Origin of the sequence: Algoriphagus sp. Y33 (genome assembly GCF_014838715.1) — a bacterium.
Lineage (GTDB): Bacteria > Bacteroidota > Bacteroidia > Cytophagales > Cyclobacteriaceae > Algoriphagus.
In genome coordinates, this window is the sequence record NZ_CP061947.1 from 4,080,730 (window position 1) to 4,104,339 (window position 23,610).

At 41.8% G+C, this 23,610-nt stretch carries 18 protein-coding genes; 6 read left to right on the top strand and 12 right to left on the bottom strand.

Features of this window, described 5'->3' with window-relative positions:
• Positions 1-119: 119 nt before the first annotated feature.
• The 8 genes from ID165_RS16365 to ID165_RS16400 form a co-directional block, all read right to left on the bottom strand.
• A complete protein-coding gene (locus ID165_RS16365; protein WP_192346063.1) occupies positions 120-935 on the bottom strand; it encodes an enoyl-ACP reductase in 816 nt (271 codons plus the stop codon).
• An 85-nt stretch (positions 936-1,020) separates the two neighbouring features.
• Positions 1,021-2,673: a DNA repair protein RecN gene (recN, locus tag ID165_RS16370; RefSeq protein ID WP_192346065.1), complete on the bottom strand. Its 1,653-nt coding sequence runs from the start codon at positions 2,671-2,673 to the stop codon at positions 1,021-1,023.
• Positions 2,674-2,712: 39 nt separating this feature from the next.
• Complete coding sequence (locus ID165_RS16375) at positions 2,713-3,615, bottom strand: DUF4835 family protein (protein WP_192346067.1); 903 nt, start codon at positions 3,613-3,615, stop codon at positions 2,713-2,715.
• A 28-nt stretch (positions 3,616-3,643) separates the two neighbouring features.
• The gene (gene coaBC / locus ID165_RS16380; protein WP_192346069.1) at positions 3,644-4,852 is read right to left on the bottom strand and encodes a bifunctional phosphopantothenoylcysteine decarboxylase/phosphopantothenate--cysteine ligase CoaBC; all 1,209 of its coding nucleotides are present in this window, start codon (positions 4,850-4,852) and stop codon (positions 3,644-3,646) included.
• Positions 4,853-4,856: 4 nt separating this feature from the next.
• A complete protein-coding gene (locus tag ID165_RS16385; protein ID WP_192346071.1) occupies positions 4,857-5,171 on the bottom strand; it encodes a DNA-directed RNA polymerase subunit omega in 315 nt (104 codons plus the stop codon).
• Positions 5,172-5,192: 21 nt separating this feature from the next.
• Positions 5,193-6,107, bottom strand: a complete 915-nt coding sequence (locus ID165_RS16390) for an outer membrane protein assembly factor BamD (RefSeq protein ID WP_225586795.1) — start codon at positions 6,105-6,107, stop codon at positions 5,193-5,195.
• Between the two features lie 67 nt (positions 6,108-6,174).
• Positions 6,175-6,891 carry a T9SS type A sorting domain-containing protein gene (locus ID165_RS16395; protein ID WP_192346073.1) on the bottom strand — a complete coding sequence of 239 codons (717 nt, stop codon included), beginning with the start codon at positions 6,889-6,891 and terminating at the stop codon, positions 6,175-6,177.
• Positions 6,892-7,060: 169 nt separating this feature from the next.
• Positions 7,061-8,701 carry an OstA-like protein gene (locus ID165_RS16400; RefSeq protein WP_192346075.1) on the bottom strand — a complete coding sequence of 547 codons (1,641 nt, stop codon included), beginning with the start codon at positions 8,699-8,701 and terminating at the stop codon, positions 7,061-7,063.
• A 48-nt stretch (positions 8,702-8,749) separates the two neighbouring features.
• Here ID165_RS16400 and tilS point away from each other — a divergent pair, with 48 nt between their 5' ends.
• The 5 genes from tilS (at position 8,750) to ID165_RS16425 (ending at position 16,204) form a co-directional block, all read left to right on the top strand.
• Positions 8,750-10,069 carry a tRNA lysidine(34) synthetase TilS gene (gene tilS / locus ID165_RS16405; protein ID WP_192346077.1) on the top strand — a complete coding sequence of 440 codons (1,320 nt, stop codon included), beginning with the start codon at positions 8,750-8,752 and terminating at the stop codon, positions 10,067-10,069.
• A 3-nt stretch (positions 10,070-10,072) separates the two neighbouring features.
• On the top strand, positions 10,073-10,588 hold the full coding sequence (locus ID165_RS16410; protein WP_192346079.1) for a Crp/Fnr family transcriptional regulator: 516 nt from the start codon (positions 10,073-10,075) through the stop codon (positions 10,586-10,588).
• 150 nt (positions 10,589-10,738) lie between these two features.
• Positions 10,739-11,674 (top strand): malate dehydrogenase, encoded by a 936-nt coding sequence (mdh, locus tag ID165_RS16415; protein WP_192346081.1) that lies wholly within the window; start codon positions 10,739-10,741, stop codon positions 11,672-11,674.
• Positions 11,675-11,774: 100 nt separating this feature from the next.
• A complete protein-coding gene (locus ID165_RS16420) occupies positions 11,775-14,480 on the top strand; it encodes a hypothetical protein (RefSeq protein WP_192346084.1) in 2,706 nt (901 codons plus the stop codon).
• Positions 14,481-14,548: 68 nt separating this feature from the next.
• Positions 14,549-16,204: a mechanosensitive ion channel family protein gene (locus tag ID165_RS16425; RefSeq protein WP_192346086.1), complete on the top strand. Its 1,656-nt coding sequence runs from the start codon at positions 14,549-14,551 to the stop codon at positions 16,202-16,204.
• 149 nt (positions 16,205-16,353) lie between these two features.
• Here ID165_RS16425 and ID165_RS16430 read toward each other — a convergent pair whose 3' ends face one another.
• From ID165_RS16430 to ID165_RS16445, 4 genes are read right to left on the bottom strand one after another with little or no spacing between them, the layout of a single operon-like run.
• A complete protein-coding gene (locus tag ID165_RS16430; protein ID WP_192346089.1) occupies positions 16,354-17,970 on the bottom strand; it encodes a hypothetical protein in 1,617 nt (538 codons plus the stop codon).
• 1 nt (position 17,971) lies between these two features.
• Entirely contained in the window at positions 17,972-19,126 is a 1,155-nt protein-coding gene (locus ID165_RS16435) for a DUF4249 domain-containing protein (protein ID WP_192346091.1), read from the bottom strand.
• Positions 19,126-21,861, bottom strand: coding sequence for a carboxypeptidase-like regulatory domain-containing protein (locus ID165_RS16440; RefSeq protein ID WP_192346093.1), 2,736 nt, complete (start codon positions 21,859-21,861; stop codon positions 19,126-19,128). The genes ID165_RS16435 and ID165_RS16440 overlap by 1 nt, the downstream gene beginning before the upstream one ends.
• A complete protein-coding gene (locus tag ID165_RS16445) occupies positions 21,858-22,580 on the bottom strand; it encodes a hypothetical protein (protein WP_192346095.1) in 723 nt (240 codons plus the stop codon). The genes ID165_RS16440 and ID165_RS16445 overlap by 4 nt, the downstream gene beginning before the upstream one ends.
• 108 nt (positions 22,581-22,688) lie before the next feature.
• Between ID165_RS16445 and ID165_RS16450 the strand changes: the two genes are divergently transcribed.
• The gene (locus tag ID165_RS16450; protein ID WP_192346097.1) at positions 22,689-23,597 is read left to right on the top strand and encodes a sugar phosphate isomerase/epimerase; all 909 of its coding nucleotides are present in this window, start codon (positions 22,689-22,691) and stop codon (positions 23,595-23,597) included.
• The last annotated feature ends 13 nt before the right edge of the window (positions 23,598-23,610 follow it).

Genomic DNA, 23,610 nt, shown 5'->3' on the forward strand with positions numbered 1-23,610 from the left:
TGTTTATAATTTGATTTTGAATGGTCACATAGCCTGTCCCGGTTTTCCTTCGGGAGAATCTCGCAAGTTGGATAGCCATCCCTCTGTGTGCCGGTTTCGACATGCTCAATTTCTACCTGTTATAAATCTTTAAACTTCTCCATGATATCTTCAGAGATCCCGGTAAAGGAATATCCTCCATCGTGGAAGAGGTTTTGCATCGTAACCAATCTAGTGTAATCAGAGAACATCGTAACGATATATTCTGCACAGGCTTCTGCCGAAGCATTTCCTAGTGGAGAAAGAGATTCCGCAAAATTGTAAAATGAATCAAATCCACCAATTCCTGTTCCTGCTGTAGTTTTAGTAGGTGACTGAGAGATGGTATTTACTCTTACTTTTTTCAATTTCCCGAACCTATATCCATACCCCCGGGCTATACTTTCCAGCAAAGCTTTTGCATCTGCCATATCAGTGTAGAAAGGAAAAACTTTTTGCGCTGCGATGTAGGATAGGCCAATGATTGATCCCCACTCATTCATCACGTCTTGCTTCTCTGCCACCTGCATCATCTTATGAAAAGAAACAGCAGACACATCATAAGATTTCATCGCCCAATCATAGTTAAGATCCCCATAGGATCTGCCCTTTCTGATGTTTGGAGACATTCCGATGGAGTGCAAAAGAAAGTCAAAGTTACCTCCAAGATACTCTTTGGCTTCCGTATAGAGTTTTTCTATATCTTCTGTGCTCGTAGCGTCCGCAGGAATCACGATGGTATCGCATTCCTTTGCAAGGTCGTTGATAGCACCCATACGCATCGCAATAGGCGCATTCGTCAAGACAAATCTCGCACCTTGTTCTTTCGCCTTAAGCGCTGTTTTCCAAGCAATTGAATTCTCATCTAGAGCACCTGTAATGATTCCAAGTTTTCCTTTTAGCAAATTATCTGGCATATAGCTAGGGGGTTATTTTCAAAAATATTGCCCAAAAATAGGAAAAAATAATCATTCAAGCCCCTAAATACATGCGTTGAAGGAATTAGCGTCGGAGCAGCTCCCTGGCACTTTCTATAGCAGATGCAGACGGCGAAGCTCCTGAAATCATTTTTGCCAGCTCAAGCACACGCTCTTCTTGGTCCAAGAGCTTTATTTTACTTACAGTCTTCTCTGACGAATTATCCTTGTAAACAAAATAATGAAGGTCTCCCTGGCCTGCTACCTGAGGTAAATGGGTAATGCATATTACCTGATGCTTCCTTGAAATATCCTGCATCATTCCAACCATCTTTAGGGCCACTTCACCGGATATACCTGTGTCAATCTCATCAAAAATCAAAGTAGGCATTGCCATTTTATCCGCCATAAGGTATTTGATGGCAAACAGTAATCTGGAAAACTCACCTCCTGAAGCTACTTTCTTCAATGGCTGGGGAGAGGATCCTTTATTCGCAGAGAAAAGCAATTCGATTTCGTCCATTCCATTCGCCGATGGCTCAATAGACTTATGCTCCATGACAACTTTGGAATTCTCCATCCCTAAGCCGGCAAGCAAATTCTCCAGAGAGTTTTGAAAATCCTTGAAGCTTCCCTGTCGTTTTTTGCGAAGTGACATGCCTGAATCTGCTACTTGCTCCCTACTTTCCTCCAATTCATGTTTAGCCTTTTCCAGCGTTTCATCCAGGTTCTGAACCTGAAACACTTTATCTACCAGCTCTCTCTCCAACTCCATCAACTCCTTCACAGAAGTTACGCCATGCTTCTTCTGAAGCTGGTAAATCTTACTCAGCCTATCCCTTATTTCATCCAATCGCTCAAAGTCTACTTCAACTCTACTCTCCTCATCACCAAGCGTCTCCTCTATATCCTTCAATTCGATCGTGACTGCCTGAAAACGATCCTTCAAAGAAGCAAACGCATGTGCCAACCGCTCTAAGGACTGCATTCCATGCTGCACTTGTGACATTCCCTGCATAATCCCAAATTGCTCATCTTGGAAAAGATTCAGCATCTCATTGATTTTCAATTTAATTTCTTCAGCATTCTCAAGAATTTCCTGTGTAGACTCCAGCTCATCCTGCTCGTATTCCTTCAATCCCAAACTACTCAATTCTTCCAATTGGAATTGGTTGAAATCAGCTTCTTTTTGCAACTCAACTGCCTTTTTATTCAATTCTTTAAAAATCTTTTGCGCTTTCTGAAAAGCTATAAAATCAGCTTTATACTTTTTGACCTCCTGCTGAGTCTGTGCAAATGCATCTACCAGGCTTAGCTGGTAGCTTCCTTCGCCCAATTGTAAGGTATCATGCTGGGAATGGATATCCATCAAAAAACCCCCTAGAGACCTCAGCGCATCCAAAAGCACCGGGGTATCATTTACAAAAGAACGGGATTTGCCTGCCGGGCTTATCTCTCTTCTGATGATACAGACAGGCTCATAGTCTAGCTCAGCCTGATCAAAGAAATCTTTCAACCCGTAATCAGCCACGTCAAACACTCCTTCTATTACACACTTTTTATCTTCATGAAGTAAGACCTTGGTATCAGATCTATTGCCAAGAAGCAAGCCGACAGCACCCAGCATAATGGATTTCCCAGCTCCTGTTTCGCCGGTAATCATACTGAGTCCGGGACTTGGCTGCATGTGCAGTTGGTCGATCAGCGCATAATTGGAAATGCTGAGAGATTTGAGCATGGGTAAAGAGTTGGTTTGGGCAAAACTAAAAAATCGAGCTTAGCTTTTCAGTAGCTCGTTATACTTTCTAGCATTATTAGGATCAACTTCCAGTAATAATTCAACAATTTCTGACCGAATCTCTAAAGAAGCATTTTTCATAACGGAGGCAATCTCATCACTTTTGGCATCCATAAATGTAATTGTAAATATTCCATTAGGCTGGGTTTTGTTAGCCTCCGCCAAAATCCGAATTGCTTCCAGTATATTGGCGTAGGCCTCCTCCGGGCGGATCTGGAGAATATCCAGGCCTTGACGATGGTACAAGTAATAGGCATCCCGAATTACCGAAAAGACCGAGGATGTATAAATATCATTATTCAAAGCATATCGGTTTCGACGGTCAGAGCTACTTTGCGCCCAACCCTGCCTGCCTGATTGTTGCGCATTATTTACGATATCATTTGCCGCAGCAAAGAATTCGTCCCCCCCTCTGCTTTCGAAGGAATCGTAATCCAACCCCAAAGCAATATGTGCGTAGAATGCCAGCAATGAACTAATGCTGTTCAAATAGGTAAATCGATTAAACTCTAAAGGTTGCGATTCTATATAATCAAAACTCCAGTTTCTATCAGCAAAATTAAAGATCAAACTTTCGTAGTTCGTCCCATACACAGGTCTTACTGTCTGAATCTGCACAGTTGCGTTGTAGGATCCTACTTGAGGAACATCATTAATCGTAATAAGCAAATTCCCTTTGATTCGCTCTTCGGGGCGAAATTCGTCAGTAGTCCAAGATCTCCCATTGAGAAATTGCTCAAAGCTGGTCTTCATCTGGGAAAACACATCTGTATTCTGGATCCTCGCACGTTCACTGTTGATAGTCACAGTAAAATTAAGCTCCTGCGAAAACCCCATGGTTGAATAGCAAAAGAAGAGTGTCAGGAGAATTCCTTTTTTCATAATCTTAAAAATAAGGAAATATCCAAGTTCAAACTGTAACTGGGATATTTTTGATTTGATCAACGATCAGATTAGCGATTTGGCTTTTTGGCATAACCTCAGACTCTATGGACAGTCCTGAAGCATGAAAAATGTGAACTTTATTCGTGTCCAACTGAAATCCTGCCCCTGATTCCTTCATGGAATTGAGCACAATAACATCGAAATTTTTCTTCGAAAGCTTCTGTTGAGCATGTTGGACTCCATGCTCTGTCTCTAAAGCAAAGCCTATATGTTTCTGATGTTGTTTTTTCTTGCTTCCCAAAGTTGCTGCGATGTCCACATTTTTCACTAAATCTATAGAAAGATTAGCATCGCTTTTTTTTATTTTCTCTAGAGCAACTTCCGCAGGAGCATAGTCGGCTACTGCAGCCGCAAACACGCATATATCCATTTGGCTGTGGAGATCAGAAGCAGCTTCGTACATTTCTTTTGCTGATTTCACATCTTTCCAATGAAAACTATCCTTATTAGGACTCAGTGAAATCGGGCCTGAAACCACAAAAACTTCAGCTCCTCTGGAAAGAAAAGCATTAGCCAAAGCAAGTCCCATTTTCCCACTTGAGTGATTGCTAATATACCTCACAGGATCTAGTGCCTCTTGAGTGGGGCCCATAGTGATCAAGACTTTCTTTCCTGTGAAGTCAGACTTTAACGCGAAAAAATCTTCAACCCTCGACAAAATATGCTCCGGTTCCATCATCCTACCCTGACCTGATAACCCACTTGCCAATTCTCCCGATTCGGCATGCAGAATGATATTGCCAAAAGATTCCAACGTGTTAATATTTGACTGCACCGCAGGATGCTGATACATATCCAGATCCATAGCAGGAGCTATCATCACAGGACATCTCGCAGACAAGTAAGTAGCTGAAAGCAGATTATCACATATGCCATGTGCAAATTTCGCCAACGTATTCGCACTGATAGGTGCCACCAAAAATAAATCAGCCCAAAGCCCCAGCTCCACATGATTGTTCCATATACCGGTTTCATCTTTCTGAAATTGACTTAAAACCGGTCTTTTGGAAAGTGTGGCTAATGTGAGCGGGGTGATAAAATCAAAAGCAGAAGTGCTCATAATAATCTGCACTTCTGCTCCTGCTTTAATTAACAATCGAGTAAGAACCGCGGACTTGTAAGCTGCAATGCTTCCCGTCACGCCCAATATGATTTTCTTACCCTTTAGATTCATAAAATTATTCAGCTGTCGGTTCTTCCGGAAGCCTGCTGTATATTTTGCCCTCCATGAATTCCTCCATGGCAAGTGTGCTCGGTTTTGGCATTCTTTCGTAGAACTTGGAAATTTCGATCTGTTCTTTGTTTTCAAATACTTCTTCCAAATTATCGACAGTAGAAGCAAACTCAGAAAGCTTAATATTCAGCTCCTCCTTCAAGGTGTTTGATATTTGCTTTGCCCGCTGCCCTACTACATGAAGAGATTCATAGATATTTCCGGTTTTATCGGCTATTTTATCAAGATCTCTTGTAATGATGGATGGATTAACTGCCATATTCTTAATTGGATTATAGTTCTATTTATTTTCTTCTTTTTTCTCTTCCAAAGACTTGCTCTCAAACTCCTTAGTTTTTTGCTCAGCCAATCGCTCTGCGTATTCCTTCTGCAGAACAGCGTGCGCTTTCAGCTCATCTTTAGCTTTCTCTTCAAACTCCTTAACTTTCCCTGTATAAGCACTGTTTGGATATTTGCGGTAAAATGAAGTTGCAAAACCCAGTGCATCTTTCAATCTTTCCTCCTTTTTAAGGAAGGTACTATTCTCCGCATATCCTGTCCCCACTTCCACTAGTTTATAAGCAAGTTCTTCATTGTGTTTGCTCTCAGGATAATTTTTCGTAAAGTTCTGGAAATTAATGATGCATGCACGGTAGAAATCTCCCGGATATAGACCGTCCTTGAGACGGTAATACATAGATGACTCCATATATGCTTTCTGTTCAAACCGTCCTTGCAAATCAACCAGCATATCCATAGCGCGCTCATAACTGGCGGAAGCCGGAAACTTGGAGACAAACTGCTGAATTGCAGCTACAGCTTCCTGAGAACTTTGCTGATCCAAATTAGCATCAGGAGCATCAAGATACAGTGCATATGCATTCATAAACAGCGCCTCTTCCGCCAAAGGGCTTCTGTTGTAGGTTCTATAAAAACCACTGAAATAGCCCGCAGCCTCAATGTATCGTTTTGTCTTGAAATGACAATTGGCATAATTATAATCTGCCAACTCAGCCTTTTCACTTCCTCTGATCACAGGCAGAACCTTGTCGTAGAGGATAATAGCTTTGTTATATTCACCTTCCTGATAATATTTGTTTGCCCCTGCATAAATATCTTCCCAGTTCGTGCTTTTCTCAAGCTTGTTGAATGGGCCACAGGAACTTGCAGCTAGTATGATAATCAGAAATAGGATGGATTGTATGCGCATTTTCATTTTCAAGACCGCAAATATACGGGATAATTATTGGGATTCAAATGGATGATAGCAGGACAGTCAAGTCTTACTTCTTGACAACGAGCTTCTTGGTCACAATATTCTTATTGTTCAAGAAAAGGGTGTAGAAGTAAATCCCGGGATTGTAATCAGACACGTTAATTGGCAACGTATTCCTCTCGGGATCAAGTTCATATTCAGCAACAGGGTTGCCAATGAAACTATTTATCGCAATCCTTGCCTTTACAGACTGATTTTTGAAAGTATAATCAAACTGAGCAATTCTCACGCTGGGATTTGGGTATACATCACTAAGAATGATATCCTTATAGTCAAACTCGTCCACTTTGATAGCAGGATCATCTACTTCATACCTAGCTTCAACGACAAACAAGTCCCTCAAATTGTTTTCGTTCACAAACGATAAATCGAAAGAACCGCGGGTTTCAGCTATTCCCATGTCAAAATCCAAATATAGATCCGTCAACAATTCCCCCGGTCCCAATGTTATTTTGATTTTTGCCAGATCTTTTTTGGGATCATAGCATTGATCTCCTATACAGATCCTCACTTTCTGTGAAGAACCAATATTCCCCCTAAGATTCTTGAGAAGATATGATTTGACCTGGCCTGTCTCGTTCTGCAAAATCACCGTCCGGCGCTGGGTTGACCCCAAATCTCCACGAAATTCAATCCCTTCACTCAACACGCGTACCTGTTGTGCCTCCGCCAACAAGGGAACCAGCAGCCAGAGCCATGTAAAAAATATGAGTAATAGTTTCATGTAGAGTTTCTATCGATACGCCTTTCAGTGTTGTAACTGTATTCAATATACGGACAAAATTAAGCCAATGGTTATGTATTTGGAGAAAAATGCGGTTAAAATCTGTTAACCCTTTTAAAATTTTTTCTGCCCGGGCACGTTACGCTTCTGCCCGTTCTTTCAAAAATTATTATAGATCCTTTTTCACGGGCTTCCATCCACGTTTTTCCAGTGATTTCAGAATCTCTTCATCAGTGGGCAAAATCAATTTTACCTCAGGATCATTAAATAAATTTTCTGCTTTCAGATCTACTTCTTCAGGTTTTCTCCAAGCATCAATATCCGCCATGGTCGGCTTCTCTTCAAACCTCCAGGTGAAACCCTCCAGTCTAGAATTATCTTCACTGATGAGCTGAAACGGGGTAAACTTCCCGTCGGGTTTGATCCCGTAAGTTACCCGCTGAATCGCCCCTTCTTTAAATCTGAGTTTGATATTGGCACTCAGCGTTTTATTGATCCCCTGAGAAATTGTGTCTGCCTGCAGTGCGAAGTACAGTGATTCACCATTTCCCTCTATGTCGATTCTGTCCATTTGCCCCTCTTCAAAATAGCCGACCATCGTTCTGCCCTTCATTTGATTGAAGTTCTTTATTGTATCCTGCGTGATCACGAATACTTTGTCTTTCATAAACACACGATCCAGTTCCTCATTGGCTATGTAAAAAACCATGCTATCCGCTGTAATCTGGCTTTTTTGGTTCCACATAACCGGGTCTTTGAACAGCTGGATAGATGAATCAGAATAATTGTAAACCAATGAATCTGCGACGCTGGACAAATCGGTCTTTACTAATTTTACAGCTCTGAAAGCAAGCAAATATTTCATTGAATCCGCCTCACCGTCTTGAGAAATCAAGGAATCTGAGGCCATATACAAGGTGTCTTTTTCAAAATACCTTCTAACCAAAGCATTGCCATAAACCTGACTGTACTTCCGCTCTTCCCAATACTCGCCTATATCACCAAATACCTCCACTTGCCGCTCTTTATTGAGCACACTTACATTTTCAATCCCTTCATAATATGCCTCCAGCTCACTATAGTATAGCTCTTTTGCTTTAATCCTGCTCGTTTCTGACTCTACCACCCCATCATAAAACCTGAATTTTTTTCCCTGAGTATCATAAAAACTCCCTTTTTGGGCATCAAGCGTATTGCCATCCTTTGAGATCAAATTCGTCAACCCTTTTGTTTCCGCGGTTTTGGGTATTGTCATATAAACCAAATCGTTGGTTTTCATGGTATAGTCAGGATTGACCAGCACCACGTTATTCTGAAAAGTGATCCGTTCTATATTCACCTCATACTTGCCGCGCTCGCTCGTCAGAACGTTTACAGAGTCCACTACTTTTCCGTCATTATAGTAATAAGCAATATTACCCGCACGATCATAATCCAAGTATTCAGTATTCAGCGTAGTTTTATCATTGGTGAACACTACATTATTTCGAAGCTTTGCCATCTGCGTATTCCCATCATATTCTGCATATCTACTAGTAGTCCTGACAGGATCTACCTCATCCACTATTCTTACATTCCCGAAGAGTCTGGCTTTATTTTCCTCTCTAAAAAAATGTGCAGAATCACAATAAATCAATGTTTTCTGATGTCTCATCTGCGCTGCCCCCAATAGCCTATCAAAGCCCTTAGCACCGATCAGTTTATCAGCTTGGATAATCTCCAACGTGGAAGGTTGTTGAGCATAGGAATAAATTGAAAAACCCCAAAAAGCCTGAAGGAAAAAGAAAACACGTAAGAGAGATGAAGTCATAGCAGCACAAATGTGGGCAAAATTAGCAGAAAATGATATTTTTGGTCAATGGTTGAAGCTTTTATCCGGCATATCCGGAACAAATCAATTTTGGATCCCTCCAAAACCTATCTATTGGCAAGCAGCGGTGGAATGGACAGTATGTGTTTAGGCAATCTTCTTACCAAAGCAGGAATCCCATTTGAAATAGCCCACGTCAATTTCCAACTACGTGCAGAGGAAAGTGATGGGGATGAAAGCTTTCTAAGAAAATGGGCACTTTCTCAAGGCAAAATCATTCATGTGCATTACGCAGACACGTATAAATACGCTACCGAGAGAAACATTTCGACCCAAATGGCAGCCCGGGAGATTCGGTACGATTGGTTTGAGAAATTACGGGCAGAACGAAAACTGGACGGAATAGTTCTGGCTCATCATGAAGACGATCAGATTGAGACTATTTTCCTGAATCTTCTACGAGGCACAGGTATCGAAGGAATCTACGGGATGGCAGAGCGCAGAGGCTGGCTGATCCGTCCCTTGCTACCTTTTGGAAGAAAAGAAATCCATAACTATATCACTGAAAATCAAATCGAATGGAGAGAAGACAGTTCTAATGATAAAACCGATTACAAGCGCAATAAAATCCGCCATATCAGTTTGCCTGCACTCTATGATGTGGCTGATGATGCAAAAACAAACCTACTGAATAGTTTTGCCAGACTGAAGGACACAGGAAAAGCCTTCACCTCCCTTTTTGAAAACTGGAAGAATGAAAAAATAGAAGAATCTGACGGGATGCAGATCCTTTCTTCAACTGATATTCTGAGAACCGCCGGTGCGGCTTCTCTTCTGTACTTCTGGCTTCGTCCGTATGGTTTCAATTCCGACCAGGCACAGGATATTCTAGAAGCCTGTCATGTCGGAGATTCCGGAAAACTCTTTGAGAGCCCTACCCATTTGCTCAATTTTGATAGGGGGCAGTTGATTTTGGCATCTACACCGGGCGAATTTGATTCTATCTCAGTATCCGAAGATGCCATTGGGTTTCAATTGCCTGAAGGCAATTATGAAATCCTCAAACTGGAAGGCAAGGAAAGTCTTGACAAAACCAGGCAAAATGCCATGCTTGATCTGGAACGGCTCAGCTTTCCCTTAGAAATCAGAACTTGGCAAGAGGGTGACCGGTTTATTCCCCTTGGAATGAAAAACCCCAAAAAGATCTCTGACTTCCTGATAGATTTGAAGGTTCCTGTAGTGAAAAAACATGCGGTAAAAGTGTTACTTTCAGAAGACCAAATAGCTTGGGTGATCGGCTACAGAATAGCTGACTGGGCTAAATCGACAGCAGCCACCAGAAAGCTACTTTATCTAAAAAAACGATAGGCAATGCGCAATCCATTTTCTAAAACATACACAGAGGCAGAGGAACAAATGTTCCGTTTTCTTGGACAGATTAAATTTTTTGAAAGCTTGAAAAACAAGGAAATGGCACGATTCATCCCTGCCATGCATCACCGAAAGTATGTCAAAGATGAAGTGGTATTTTTCAGTAAAGATCCCAGTCAGGCTTTTTATTTGGTCAAAAGTGGAGCTATTAGCCTCACCATCGATATTAAAGACAGTTTCGAGACTATTATTGAAATCAAAAAAGGAGAAGCTTTTGGGGAAAACTCCCTACTCGAAAATGCAAAGAGAACGTACACTGCGCTAATAGAATCTGAGGAAGCTGAATTGATTGTAATCCCTCACTTTGCAATACAGGAGATTTTTGACAGCAACCCGAAAATCAAAGCAAAAATGATGACTTCGCTTACCGAGTATTACAATCAAAACAATCAGCGGCTTTTCCGCTCCTACCGAGAATCATTCGGCTTCTTCAGCCTCCGTCAAATGTTTGAATAACCATAGTTCAGGCATAGCATTTCCTATATGTCAAAAAAACTTAATTACTTCCAAAGTATTCCGGGCTCTGTTTCGAATCCTAGGCATTGTTTAATAACTTAGCGCCGCTTTTTAACGCACTATATTCATATATAATAATCTATAAATCTAATGAGCAAAGTAACCGTAGTAGGAGCTGGTAACGTAGGCGCAACCTGTGCTGATGTATTGGCTTATCGCGAAATCGCCGAGGAAATTGTATTAGTTGACATCAAAGAAGGTGTAGCAGAAGGCAAAGCACTTGACATTTTCCAGAAAGCTCCCATCAATCAGTACGACAGCCGCACAACAGGAAGCACGAATGATTACAGCAAGACCGCTAATTCTGATGTAGTGGTCATCACTTCCGGCCTTCCCCGCAAACCGGGAATGACTCGTGACGACTTGATCGAAACCAATGCAGGTATAGTGAAGTCCGTGACTGAAAATGTGATTAAGCACTCTCCCAATGCAATTATCATTGTGGTTTCCAATCCACTTGACGTAATGACTTACCAGGCACACATCACTGCAGGTATCTCCAGGAACAAAGTAATCGGTATGGCAGGTATCTTGGACACGGCGCGTTACAGGGCTTTCCTTGCTGAAGAACTGAATGTATCCCCAAAAGAAATCCAGGCAATCCTCATGGGTGGCCATGGCGACACCATGGTACCCCTTCCACGCTACACTACAGTAGCAGGTATTCCGGTGACTGAATTGGTAGCGAAAGACAAACTGGATGCAATCATTGAGAGAACTAAGTTCGGCGGCGGCGAGCTAGTGAAGCTAATGGGTACTTCTGCCTGGTATGCTCCGGGATCAGCAGCAGCTCAAATGGTAGAAGCAATCTTGAAAAATCAAAGAAGAGTATTCCCTGTCTGCATCAAGCTTGAAGGCGAATACGGAATCGACGATTGCTACCTTGGCGTGCCGGTAATTCTAGGCAAAAACGGAGTTGAAAAAGTTTTGGAACTCGACCTAAATGCCGAAGAAAAAGCGCTTCTTGAGACTTCTAGAGGCCATGTGAAAGAAGTAATGGAAGTTTTGAACAAGCTGGGCAAATAATCCCGGCAGATTTATATATCAGACCTGAGATTCCCTTGCTTATGTAGGGGTTTCTTAGGTCTGATTTTTGTAATATGCCATCTGAATCATCCTTGAGCCTGTGAAGATCTGGAAAAGCTTACTTATTCTTTTTATTACCGTACTCCTTGCCGTAGGTGGATTCTGGATCTACAAAACCTACTTTTCATCCCGTCACGTCAATAGTCTAGAAGTAATTAGCCAAAACGCAGTCTTTGTTTTTGAAACATACGAGGGTGCTGATCAATGGAATGCTTTAGTCAATGATCCCGTTTGGGAAATTTTAAAAACCTTTCCCGCATTTCAAAGATTATCCGATCAACTAATCGCACTAGACAGTCTCAACGGCGGCTCCGGGGAAATCGCAAAATCCATTAATGGTCAGCAAGCCACGATCAGCCTTCATTCTACAGGCATTGAGACCTTCGATTTACTTTTTACCGTAAATCTACCCCCCAAGACAGCAGTGGATTTTATAGACGAAGTCAAATCCCGAATCCCTTTAGGATCAAGATTTCAACCCCGAAAATACTCTGACAAAGAGGTGCTAGAGTATTACGATTCTGAAAACAACAGACTCTGGAGCATATCACTGCTTGGTGACTTGGCTGTGATTTCCTCATCTTCCTTCTTGGTGGAAGAAGCAATACGGTTCTATGTAAACGAAGATCAACAAAGCTTTTTAACGCTGGTAAAGTCAATTCCATACAACTCAGATGCTCAAGGAAGACTATTGCTTGCAGGTAAGGGACTTGGTAGTCTTCTTAAAGGAATTGGTGGGCAAAGGGAAAGCACTACAATTGCCGCTTTGGAGATTATGCCCGGGGTGGTGGCATTAGACTTAAATCTGGAAGAAAACAGGATGGTATTCAAAGGATCCATGAGCTATGATGAGGATGTTGACTTCACACCATCCATCCAAGCCAATCTTGCAACTATCGAAGAGATCATTCCCAATCGAACCCTTGCTCTTACTCAGATCAATCTGGAAAGCATTTACGAAACACAAAAAATTGCCAACCGCGCATTTACAGCTAGAGCCACTTTTAGCGGGGAAATTCAACGCAAACTCTTAGACAGGGGGTTCTTGGATAGCTTTACCGGTGAACTGTATTTGCTTGATCTCGAAAATGCGGGAGGAGTAGATCAAAATCTGGCACTCTTGGCAAGAACTAGAAATACAGAGCTGGCTATTCAGCAACTCAAAGAATTTCAGGAAATAGAAAGTGATGAGAGTTCTGATTTCTATCTGGGACATGAAATTTTATACCTGTCTGAGGAGGATTTCCCAGCACATTTATTGGAAGGCAAATTCCACGGCTTTGGACAGACCTTTATCACCTCAGAAAACGACGTGCTGATTTTCGCCAATTCCCAGCAAGGAATGAAGCTCATTATAGACGATATCACTTCTGGCAACACTTGGGGAAAATCGTCAAGAGCACCTAAGGCGAAAAAAGATTTAAGTCCTACTTCGGGTTTTAGCCGGATGTATTTGACGGACTACATTTGGGATTCCTGGACTAAAAAAGCCAATCCGTCCTGGAGTTCTTTCCTTCAGAAATACTCCGAAGCCTTTCGCTCTTTTTCTTGGGTTTCTTTCAAAATCAACCAACTTCAGGACAGAACTGAAGCAACGTTGAGCTTCCCTTATGATGGAGATTCCAAGCCAAAAATTAAAACCACGGATGCTATATTGTTGAAGCCAAGCAATAGGATATCCTTTAGTCAGCAACTAATTTATGGTCCAAAATCCATTGTCAATTATCAAGACAATACAGAAGATCTGCTGGTACAGGATCAAAATAACGTCCTCCACTTGATCAATTCTGCAGGCCAGGAAGTGTATTCCCAGCAACTTACCGGCCCGATCGTGTCGGAAGCTTTCCAAATTGATTATTACAAAAATGGAAAACTACAGCTGCTGATAGCAACCGCGGAAGGAATTTATGGAATAGATAGACTTGGAAATCCTCTCCCGGGGTATCCATTCGAAGTAAATGGCGAAAAAATCAGGCATTTCAACCTCGTAGATTATAGCAACACAAAAGATTACCGCTATTTCACCAGCACTGAAGAAGGCAACTTATACTTACTAGATAAGACGGGGGAAAAACTTGAGGGCTGGAACCCTAATAGAATAGGGGCTAAAACTACCGGCGCACCGGCGCATTACAGGGTACCCGGCAAAGGGGACTTTATGGCTTCTTTGACAGAAGACGGAAGACTTCAACTTTTCAATAGAAGAGGGGAAAGCCAGTCAGGTTCTTCAGTGAAACTCGGAGAGTCCTTCAATACCGGCTTGATAGCTTGGAGAGATCCCAGATCCCGATCTACCCAACTTGTAGGCATTACCAAAAATGGGGAAGTGATCCACTCTAACTTCAATGGGGAAATAAGCTATAGAAACCAACTGATCAAAAATGATAGAGACAGCGAATTCCTGTTGGTCGCTGATCAGAAAAAAAATGACTTCGTTTTTATCTCCCGTCAGTTTAATGAAGTAAGTGTGCTTGACCGAAATGAAAAACCTCTATTCAATACCCGGGTTTCGGACGAACACCTAGTTTATCAATATTTTGATTTCGGATCAAACAGACAATTATTCGCAATAACAGATCTCAATCAAGAATTTTGCTATCTGTATGATTTAAAAGGAAACCTGCAGACTACCATGCCATTGGAAAGTACCGGTCCAATCCAGATCACCTACCAGTCTTCCTTAGGCCAATATTTGATCAGAACTGTGAGCGGGAGTACGCTTACAGAATTTCAATTGGCAAATTAGGCATATCCGGTTTCTCTTGGGCTTCCTATCACGATTGGCTAACTTGCAAAAAATCACTAAACCGACTAATGCTGAAGAAGTATTACATTCTATTCCCCCTACTTATTTGGATCAATACTCAGGCTTTTGCCCAGTTGATATCCGGAAAAGAGGACACTTACAAAATAGGCAACTCAGTCAATCTTAGCTCTCCCTATCACACTACCTTATCATTTTTCTACAATCTGGAAGAAGGGCATTACCAGCCTGAAAAAGCAGCCATGACACTTGATCTTTCCGGTAGTAAGGATCAAAATGGGCAGCGTCTTGCCGTAAAATTAAAGCAGATTTTTGAGGGGAAGGGGATATTAATCCGAACCAATGAAATACCAAACGAGCAAAATTACTTTGACAGCACCTCGGCTTCCAATGAAAACATCTACTATTTTGACAAAAAAAAGCTCCCTGGGATCTTTCTGGAAAAGAGCGGTGATAGCTGGAAATATTCTGCCTTCAGCGTCAGCCAAATAGATGAACTCCACTCAGAAACCTATCCTTACGGGACAGCCAAGCTTCTAAACGTCTTACCCAAGATTGGAAATGAGGAATACTTGGGACTCCATCTTTGGCAATTGGTTGGCTTGTTTATTCTGCTGCTTTTGATTTTCCTTTCGCATTGGATTTTCACTTTAGTAGTGGACAAACTGATGCTTTATCTTTTCAATAGATACGGCTACGGGAAGGTGGGAGAAGACTACATCCTACCGGTGGCACGGATCATCAGCTTCTACTTAATTGTGGTTTTGCTGTCACTTTTCATCCGTGTTCTCCAGCTACCAATAGAGATTTGGTCATGGATACTGATCGTACTACGAACCCTTAAACCATTCCTAATCACTATCATTTTTTACAAGTTGGCAGATGTGATAGCGGCCTATTTTGCCAGATTAGCCACCAAGACCGAATCCACACTTGATGACCAACTGGTGCCTTTGATGCGTAAAACACTGAAGGCATTTGTGATTCTGGTAGGGACTTTGTTTATTCTCCGGGATGGTCTGAATCTTGACATTATTCCATTCCTGACAGGTCTTTCCATAGGTGGTGTAGCGATTGCTTTAGCTGCCCAAGACACGATCAAAAACTTCTTCGGATCCGTCATGATTTTCATCGACAAGCCTTTTCAGGTAGGTGATTGGATTACCTCAGGTGACATCGATGGGACTGTAGAAGAAGTCGGGTTTAGATCTACCCGAATCCGTACATTCCGAAATTCTCTGATGTATGTGCCAAATGGGAAAATTGCAGACGCTATTCTCGATAACCATGGCTTACGTCAATACAGAAGGTTTTATACTACATTGACAATTACCTACGACACTCCTCCTGATCTAATCGACGAATTCGTAAAAGGACTCCGTCAAATCGTACTTGCCCATCCCAAGACCAGAAAGGATGGTTATCATGTCTATTTCAACAATCTGTCCTCATTCAGCCAAGACATTATGTTCTATATCTTTTTCGAGGTACCTACCTGGGCAGAAGAACTCCAGTCCAGGCACGAAATATTGTTACAGATCGTGAAGCTCGCCAATTCAATAGGAGTACGCTTTGCATTCCCTACGCAGACCTTGCATATGGAATCCTTCCCTGAAAAGAAAACGCTTGTTCCCCAATACAATGGGGGATACGAAGCAAAAGTGACCGAGTTTGTCCAAAGGGAGTTGAAACACACAAAAGAATAACCAAAGCGATTGGCTATCACCTTAATTGACTCTAATATCTCTGCTAAAGAAAATTGGAACCCCAAATGATCGCATGAATGATAGGAAACGGGTAAATTTCTGTTTTTGCTGTGCCTTCTTACTACCCTCCCCAAAACACATAAAGACATTTACTTTATCTCAAAAGTCCTCTTATACACTTTGACTCCCCCCCCATTAGCTCCAGTCTTAATTGTAATGAGGTATTTCCCTTTAACGTCCGGAACTTGGATTTCAACAACATTGCCTATAGGAAGTTTTTCAGGGATTTCTGACCAAAACAGTACCGTACGCCAGTCCATGATACCCTGACTTGGCTCCGGTGCTTCAAAAAGAGAAGAAGCTGATACTACCTTGGGCTGGATTCCTTCATAGTCGAGGTAAATACCATTGGAAGGAATAGGGAATCCACCAAAGTCATTCTTGTAAGAACTGAAACTCAGCACTCCGGGAAACTTCTCTTCATTTAGGTAAAACGCACGGGTCAATACTTCAAGCCTCTTAAAACCCTTTGGGTCAAATGCTGCCAATAAATCCGAGTCAAAAACGGGTAATGCATCGATAAGCATAAGCGGATTGGAATCAAAACCCGCATCCATCACATCATCTAAGACACGAAACTCCTTTTTCTTCTTGGTAGTTTTTATACGTATTTCAGGCACATATTCTTTGATAACTGTCCCTACAGTTTCAAACCTTGTATAATCATCCAACAGGTACGTTCGATCTTCCGTAAACCCAGTTACCACAGGAAATAGGCTTGCATCAAATTCATTTACAAAATAGCTTTCCACCTGGCCGCCTTTTAGCAATTCTTGAAGAAGGTCTTGATCCGCAGGGCTTATTTCAAGCTCCGGAAAAATGAAATCGCTTTTGAATTGAGTTACAGGTCCCGGAGAAACAATCCCAAAATCAAGCAAGCTCTCGTTATTACTCGCCTGTGCCACCAGATATTTCCAATTTTTCATTCCTCCAGCATCGAAAAACATACTCCCCTCAGCATTGGGACGATCTGTAAAAAGTGCTGACTTTTCACCATGCAGAGACAGATAATACAATTTCGTGGTATCGACAGATGCACTCTCAACTTGAGCTTCGATAATATGCCCAAAAAGCTCGGGGAGCAAATTATGTTGCTGAATTGACTCATAGGCCTTTGCTGAGGAAATCATCCCCTCATCAGTCAAAAACGGATTCTCAGCAGCTATACTTACTTCTTCTATTTCAACTGTCTCAGGCAACTCTATTTTCAACTTGGATCCAGGAGCGTTCACTTCTCTGGACAATACTATTTCCCGGGAGTCATGATTTAGAGAAAGTGCCTTTCGCTCAGAGACAACCGTAGGTGGGACATTCCTATTAAATACCGTAATAAACCGCTGCACCAATCCTTCTTCTAAGTTTTGGTAGGGACTTACCCTGGTAAACACACGAAGGAGGTAATTGTCAGAAGGAAGGTTAGTTGGAAGCTGCAGAAAGTTAAAGCTCTTTCCTTCCTCCAAAGGCATTTTGGCAATAGCCACTGACTCATTGTATCGATTGACAAGCTCTGCGTAGATAATCTTTGACTCCACAGGAGAATTACCCTGCATAGCCTCGCTCGCTATCCATATCCGCTCTCCTCCAAAATAGATCGTCTTGGGAATAGAAAAAGCCACTGCTTCTCTCCCATTTCCCTGACCGGATACACCTTGGGAAAAGCTAAAACCTAAAAAGAGAAATATAGAAATTTTATGTAATAAGCTCATATTAATCCTCCCAGAAATCAGGTTTCACATTTGTCCCTCTCAAGGTACAGTCTGTACAGCGGCGAATTGCTCCTTGATAGCCGATTGGCTCAGGCGCTCTCTCTGGAATAACAGGTATGACAGGCACAAAGCTACCATTACTGAATGATCTCCCATAATCTTCCTTCATCACCGTGTCAGGCTCGATAAAACAACTGTAGTAATCAGGTTCTACCGCTCTCCACGGAGCCACATCTCTTACATCGATAAAAAAACGCTGTTGTTTTACCGTTCCCAAGCTTACATAGCCCACCACAGGGGCATCAGGATTCTGATCATTCTTGATATTTCCTCCAATATTTGAAGGCAGTGGGCTAAATATGGAGCCAATATCGTCGGTGTTTTTGCGTAGAATTTCCCAAAACTCAGACGCTTTGGAATCCAAGGCCTTCTGGGAAATCAGAATACTATAACGAACTGACAACCGCTCATCATCTTGTAAAATCTGCTTGATAGACTGCCTAAATACAAACTGATCTTCAAATCGGGATGAAGTCTCTAAAATCAAATCGGCACTAACAGATCCTCTATAGCACAAGTCAGTTCGCTCCTCAGGCTTTCTGATCACTATATCTCCAGTCTCTTCATCATATTTAAATACAGAGGTGATTTTTGGACGAAACGCATACATTTCTTCATAGGTCCATAGAAAATCATCTGCATTTTCATTCCCCTTAGTCGTCAAATATATCTCTGCACCTTCTTCATTTCTCTCAAAACCCACATCGATAATATCAGGAGTAAGAATGGGTTTCATCAGCTCTGATGTATAGCTTTTCCCATCATTCGTTGAAATGTATAGTCTGTAATTCTCATCTTCAGGGATATCATGTGCAAATTCAAACTCCCCAGATCCCATCGCGGTCAGAGCGTACTCTGTGCCGGATTCTGACCTAAGAGAGACTGTTCCATCAGGATAACTTGGCGAATACGAATCATCTGTTTGGATGTTTCTAGTGTAACTTAGCTTTAGCATACTTGGCAAGCCCTCCGTATCCAAATATCCCTCCACCACTAACACAGAAAGATCCGCAGGTGCTATATCCGGATCGAATGGTTCCCTACAACCGGTGGTGAGCAGTGCACATAAAAATATAAGAGCAGCTAATCTATTCATCAGAATCGGAAATTATAAGTAATAAACGGAATCGGCTGGGCAAAAATAGACAGTTGATACCCTCTTAATCGACCTTCCACAGGAGTGTAATATACTGAATACGGATTGCTTCTACCCAGCAGGTTGTAAACTCCCAATGACCAGGAAGAGTGGGCCAGTTTCTTAACCTTATGACTTCCCTCCAGATTAACAGAAAAATCTACTCTGAAATAATCGGGGATTCTGTAGGCATTCCGTTCGGAGAAATAAACACGCTCGGATCCGGCATAGTCAAACTTTGAAATCGGTAAAGTAATAGGTCTTCCTGTACTATAGTTTACATTTAGCGACGTATTTATCCGCTTACTCAATTCATAATTCGCCGTGAGAACCACATGGTGCGGCTGGTCAAAATTACTGGAATAAAAGTCTCCGTCGTTGATCTTCTCGATGCTCGGATCGTCGGAAGTTTTCATCAAAGACCGGGAATATGTGTAAGCCAAGGAACCTTGGAGCAATCCTGTGCTTTTCTTCAGTAGCAGTTCCACCCCGTAGGCCTTTCCGTCTGAATTCAACACGTCTTGTTCTATGTTTTCATTAAGGACAATATTTGCTCCCGAACGGTAATCAAGCAGATTTGCCATGTATCTATAGTATACCTCCGTGGAAAATTCGAGTTTGTTTTTTGCAAGGTTACGATAATACCCCACCGAGGCTTGTCCTCCTGTCTGCGGTCGAATGTAGGAATCACTCAATTTCCAAGAGTCTGTCGGAGAAATAGAGGAGGTGTTTGAGAGTAAGTGTATATTCTGTCTCATGGTATTAAACCCAGCTTTGACCGAAGACTTGTTGTCCAATATATATCTCCCCGAAACCCGAAATTCAGGGCCATGGTACGTTTTAACCGTATTTCCCTCTCCAATTATCTCTTCTCCGATTACATTGCTCTCAGTTATAGGAGCTCCAGGAACATATTGATTTACAATCATTGGCCCCTGCAATTGATATAACATGTACCTACCACCGTAGCTCACTGAAAACTTTTCAGACACACTAAATTCATCTCCGAAGTAAAGAGAAATCTCCCGGGCATTTTCCTCATCCAGCTCCTTTTCTATCACAATTGATTCAGAACCATACGGCCTATTTCTTCCCGGATTTAAAGAATACTGAATCCCATGCACTCCAAAAGTCATGATATGCTTCTCGTTCATTCTGTATTCAAAATCTGCCTTTAGAAAAAACTGATGAACATCGAAGCTGAAATTGAAGGAGTTCAAGGGATTGTCCTGACCCACAATGCCAAATCGGTAACTATCGCTACCCACTGAAAACCTAGCTTCAAGTTCGTCATTGAAAAAATGCTTCCAGCCCAAAGCAAGATTTATGTTTTGGTAGGAATAGGTGGTATCCGCATCAAACCGAAAATCATCTTGACTCAAATAAGCTGTCAACTCCAGTGCGTTCTTTTCATCGATAGTATGCCTGATATTCGCATTGATGTCGTAAAAAGTAATCTTACTGTCGTTTAAATCCGCCTCATCGTCCAGCAGATCCAGTGCCCAGTCAGAATAGGTTGTCCTCCCTCCCAGCATAAAGGTTGTTTTGTCACCAATCGGCCCATCCAAACTCAGCCTACTTGTCAAAATTCCTATTCCTCCCGAGCCACCTATTTTTTCAGATCTGCCAAACTTCGGATCCACCTGAAGCACCGAAGACAGTCTTCCTCCATAATTTACCGGAATAGAGCCTTTGTAAAGTTCTACCCCATTTACAATGTCTGCATTGAATGCAGAGAAAAAACCGAACGCATGGGTAGGGTTGAAAATCGTGGAATTCCCATACAGGATCAAATTCTGATCAGCAGCACCGCCACGTACATTAAAGCCGGAAGTAGCCTCTCCAACGGTATTCACTCCAGGCATGATCAAGATGCCTTTCAGTACATCCACCTCACCCATCACCGCAGGTAGTCTCTTCACTTCGGCAATACTGATAGCCTGTACACCCATGTCGAGTTTATTGACATTAGATAAGGCTCCCGAACTTACTACTACTTCATCCAAGGAAAGTATCGTCTCTTCAATACTCATATTGAGAACTCCATCGCCTTTCAGGTCAATCTGACGCTGCTCTTGATAGCCTCCTATATTCTGTACCCAGATGGTGTGTCTCCCCTTTGGAAGAGTCAGCTGATACTTGCCACTTGCATCAGTAGCTACTTGGTTATAGTCTGTTTTTTCCAAAACGATTGCTCCGTTCATTGGCTTCCCGGACTCTATGCTGGTCACAACACCACTCAAAATTGCTGTTTTGGACTGAGGATTATCCGCTGTTTTCCCGATCACAAAGCGTTTGTTCTTATCGTATGCGCCAAGTGAATCACCCGCATTTGCCAGATTATCCTGTCTCTCCTGAACTAAAAAATAATCCTTCGGAAAATCAACTTGTATTCGTTGGCCTTTGCTTACCCAAATTCTCTTGGAAGCGTCTATGGAATAAATCAAACCTGTATTCTCAAATACTTGATTCAATATCATCTTGAGGTCCGAATCAGTAGCCTGAAGGTTGACTTGAATATTTTCTACGTCTTTCTTCTTATAATAAAATTTAAACTCAGTTTCGGATTCTATTCTTTCAGCAAACCGTTCAAATGTCATTCCCAAGTACATACCGGACAGCTTTGTGGTAGTCGTCTGGGCATTTGTTTCTGCGAAAAAGAGAACAAGTACAAAAAGGGATAGAATTCTTTTCATTCGACAAATCCATTAAATTCCTCTACCATGCTTTCCTTGAGGGAAACCAATTCTATAATATACTTTTCCTTGTCCGTAGAGAAATAAAGAGACTTTCCCTTCATGTGTTTTTTCACATCTCTCTTTTTCAGTCCCAGGCTTTTAAATGCCTGCTTTTTCTTCCTGATAAGTACAAAATCGCCAGAATGCCAATAGAAGTAGTCTGTGTTTTCTACAAATCTGTGTGTGTATTTCCCCAGCTCCCCCGTTAGTTCCGTGTACTTATAATATTTCATAAGTACTTTGAGCTCACCATCCTGAATCACTTTATAAAATCCATTCTTGTTGAGAGCGTATGAATCATTTCCCAAGAATTTTCTAAATAGACTTCCATCGACAAGTTGAAATTCTTCAATTTTTTCAGGTTTAATCAGAATCTTCTGACGGTAGATCGGATGGAATGTGATCACTACATCCGCATGTTCATCGTATAAAAGAGGAACTTCGGTATAGGTGATTTTATTGATGGACAGCATTCCCTCTCCGAACTTCCTATCCATGTAGTAAGGATCTCCCTCGTAGTTGAAGGGAGGTTCTTTGTATTGACCGCCTGTGATTATTTCCTGAAAATATGGCAACTGCTCCTTATATAAGGACAAATAAGATTGTGACTGTGCAAAAGCATTGGCAGTTACTATAAAAATCAGCAGAAAAGGTGTGAAAAAGTTTATTTTTAGCATATGTTCGGTACTATACTAGATCAGATTAAACTCTCTTTTACATACAATAATTTGAACGGTAAATATAGTGTCTGAATGGGTCTCTCTCAAGTTATAAATAAACCTAAGATGAAAAGAAGAAATTTACTCAAATCTATTGCTCTTGGTGCCACCGTTCTTCCGTTGGCACCTGTACTTGCTTCTACTACGCAGAAAAAGGAAGCAACGATACAATTCTCCCTTAATACTAGCACTTTACGCGGTCAAAAACTCAATTTACGCCAAATTATTGAGATTGCAGCCAAATCAGGGTATGATGGGATCGAACTTTGGATATCAGAGTTGGAGACCTACCTCAGCACCGGCAAATCTTTGGCATCTCTTAAAAAATTGTTGGAGGATGCTAAAATAATCCCGGTAAATGCCATTGGATTTGCTCCTTGGATGGCGCAGGATGAGACCAAAAGTAAAGTGGGCTTTGACCAAATGGAAAAAGAAATGGGCATGCTTGCTGAGATTGGTTGTAAACGAATAGCTGCTCCTGCTATCGGTGCTACAGATCCTGTAGATTTACTGGCTGCCGGTGAGCAGTACGCCAAGCTTTTAACAGTCGGAAGGAAAACCGGAGTGATGCCGCAATTGGAATTCTGGGGAGCATTTCCTCCCTTCCATCATCTGGGTCAAGCCTTGGCTACGGCTGCGGCTGCAAACGATGCAGATGCAAGAATTCTCCCTGACATATACCATCTGTTCAGGGGAGGATCAGGATTTGAGGGATTGAAAATGGTCAATGGAAATGCCATCGAAGTTTTTCACTTGAATGATTTCACTGACACAAAACCAAGACTGGAGCAAAATGACAGCGACAGAATATATCCGGGGGATGGCATAGCTCCATTGAAAGAAGTAGCTACTTTACTAAAAGCTATGGGAGGCACAAAATTCGTTTCGTTGGAACTTTTTAACGAAACCTATTGGGCTCAGGATGCACAGGAAGTAGCGAATACCGGACTAAAAAAAATGAAGCAGTTTTTTTGATAGAATTAACTAT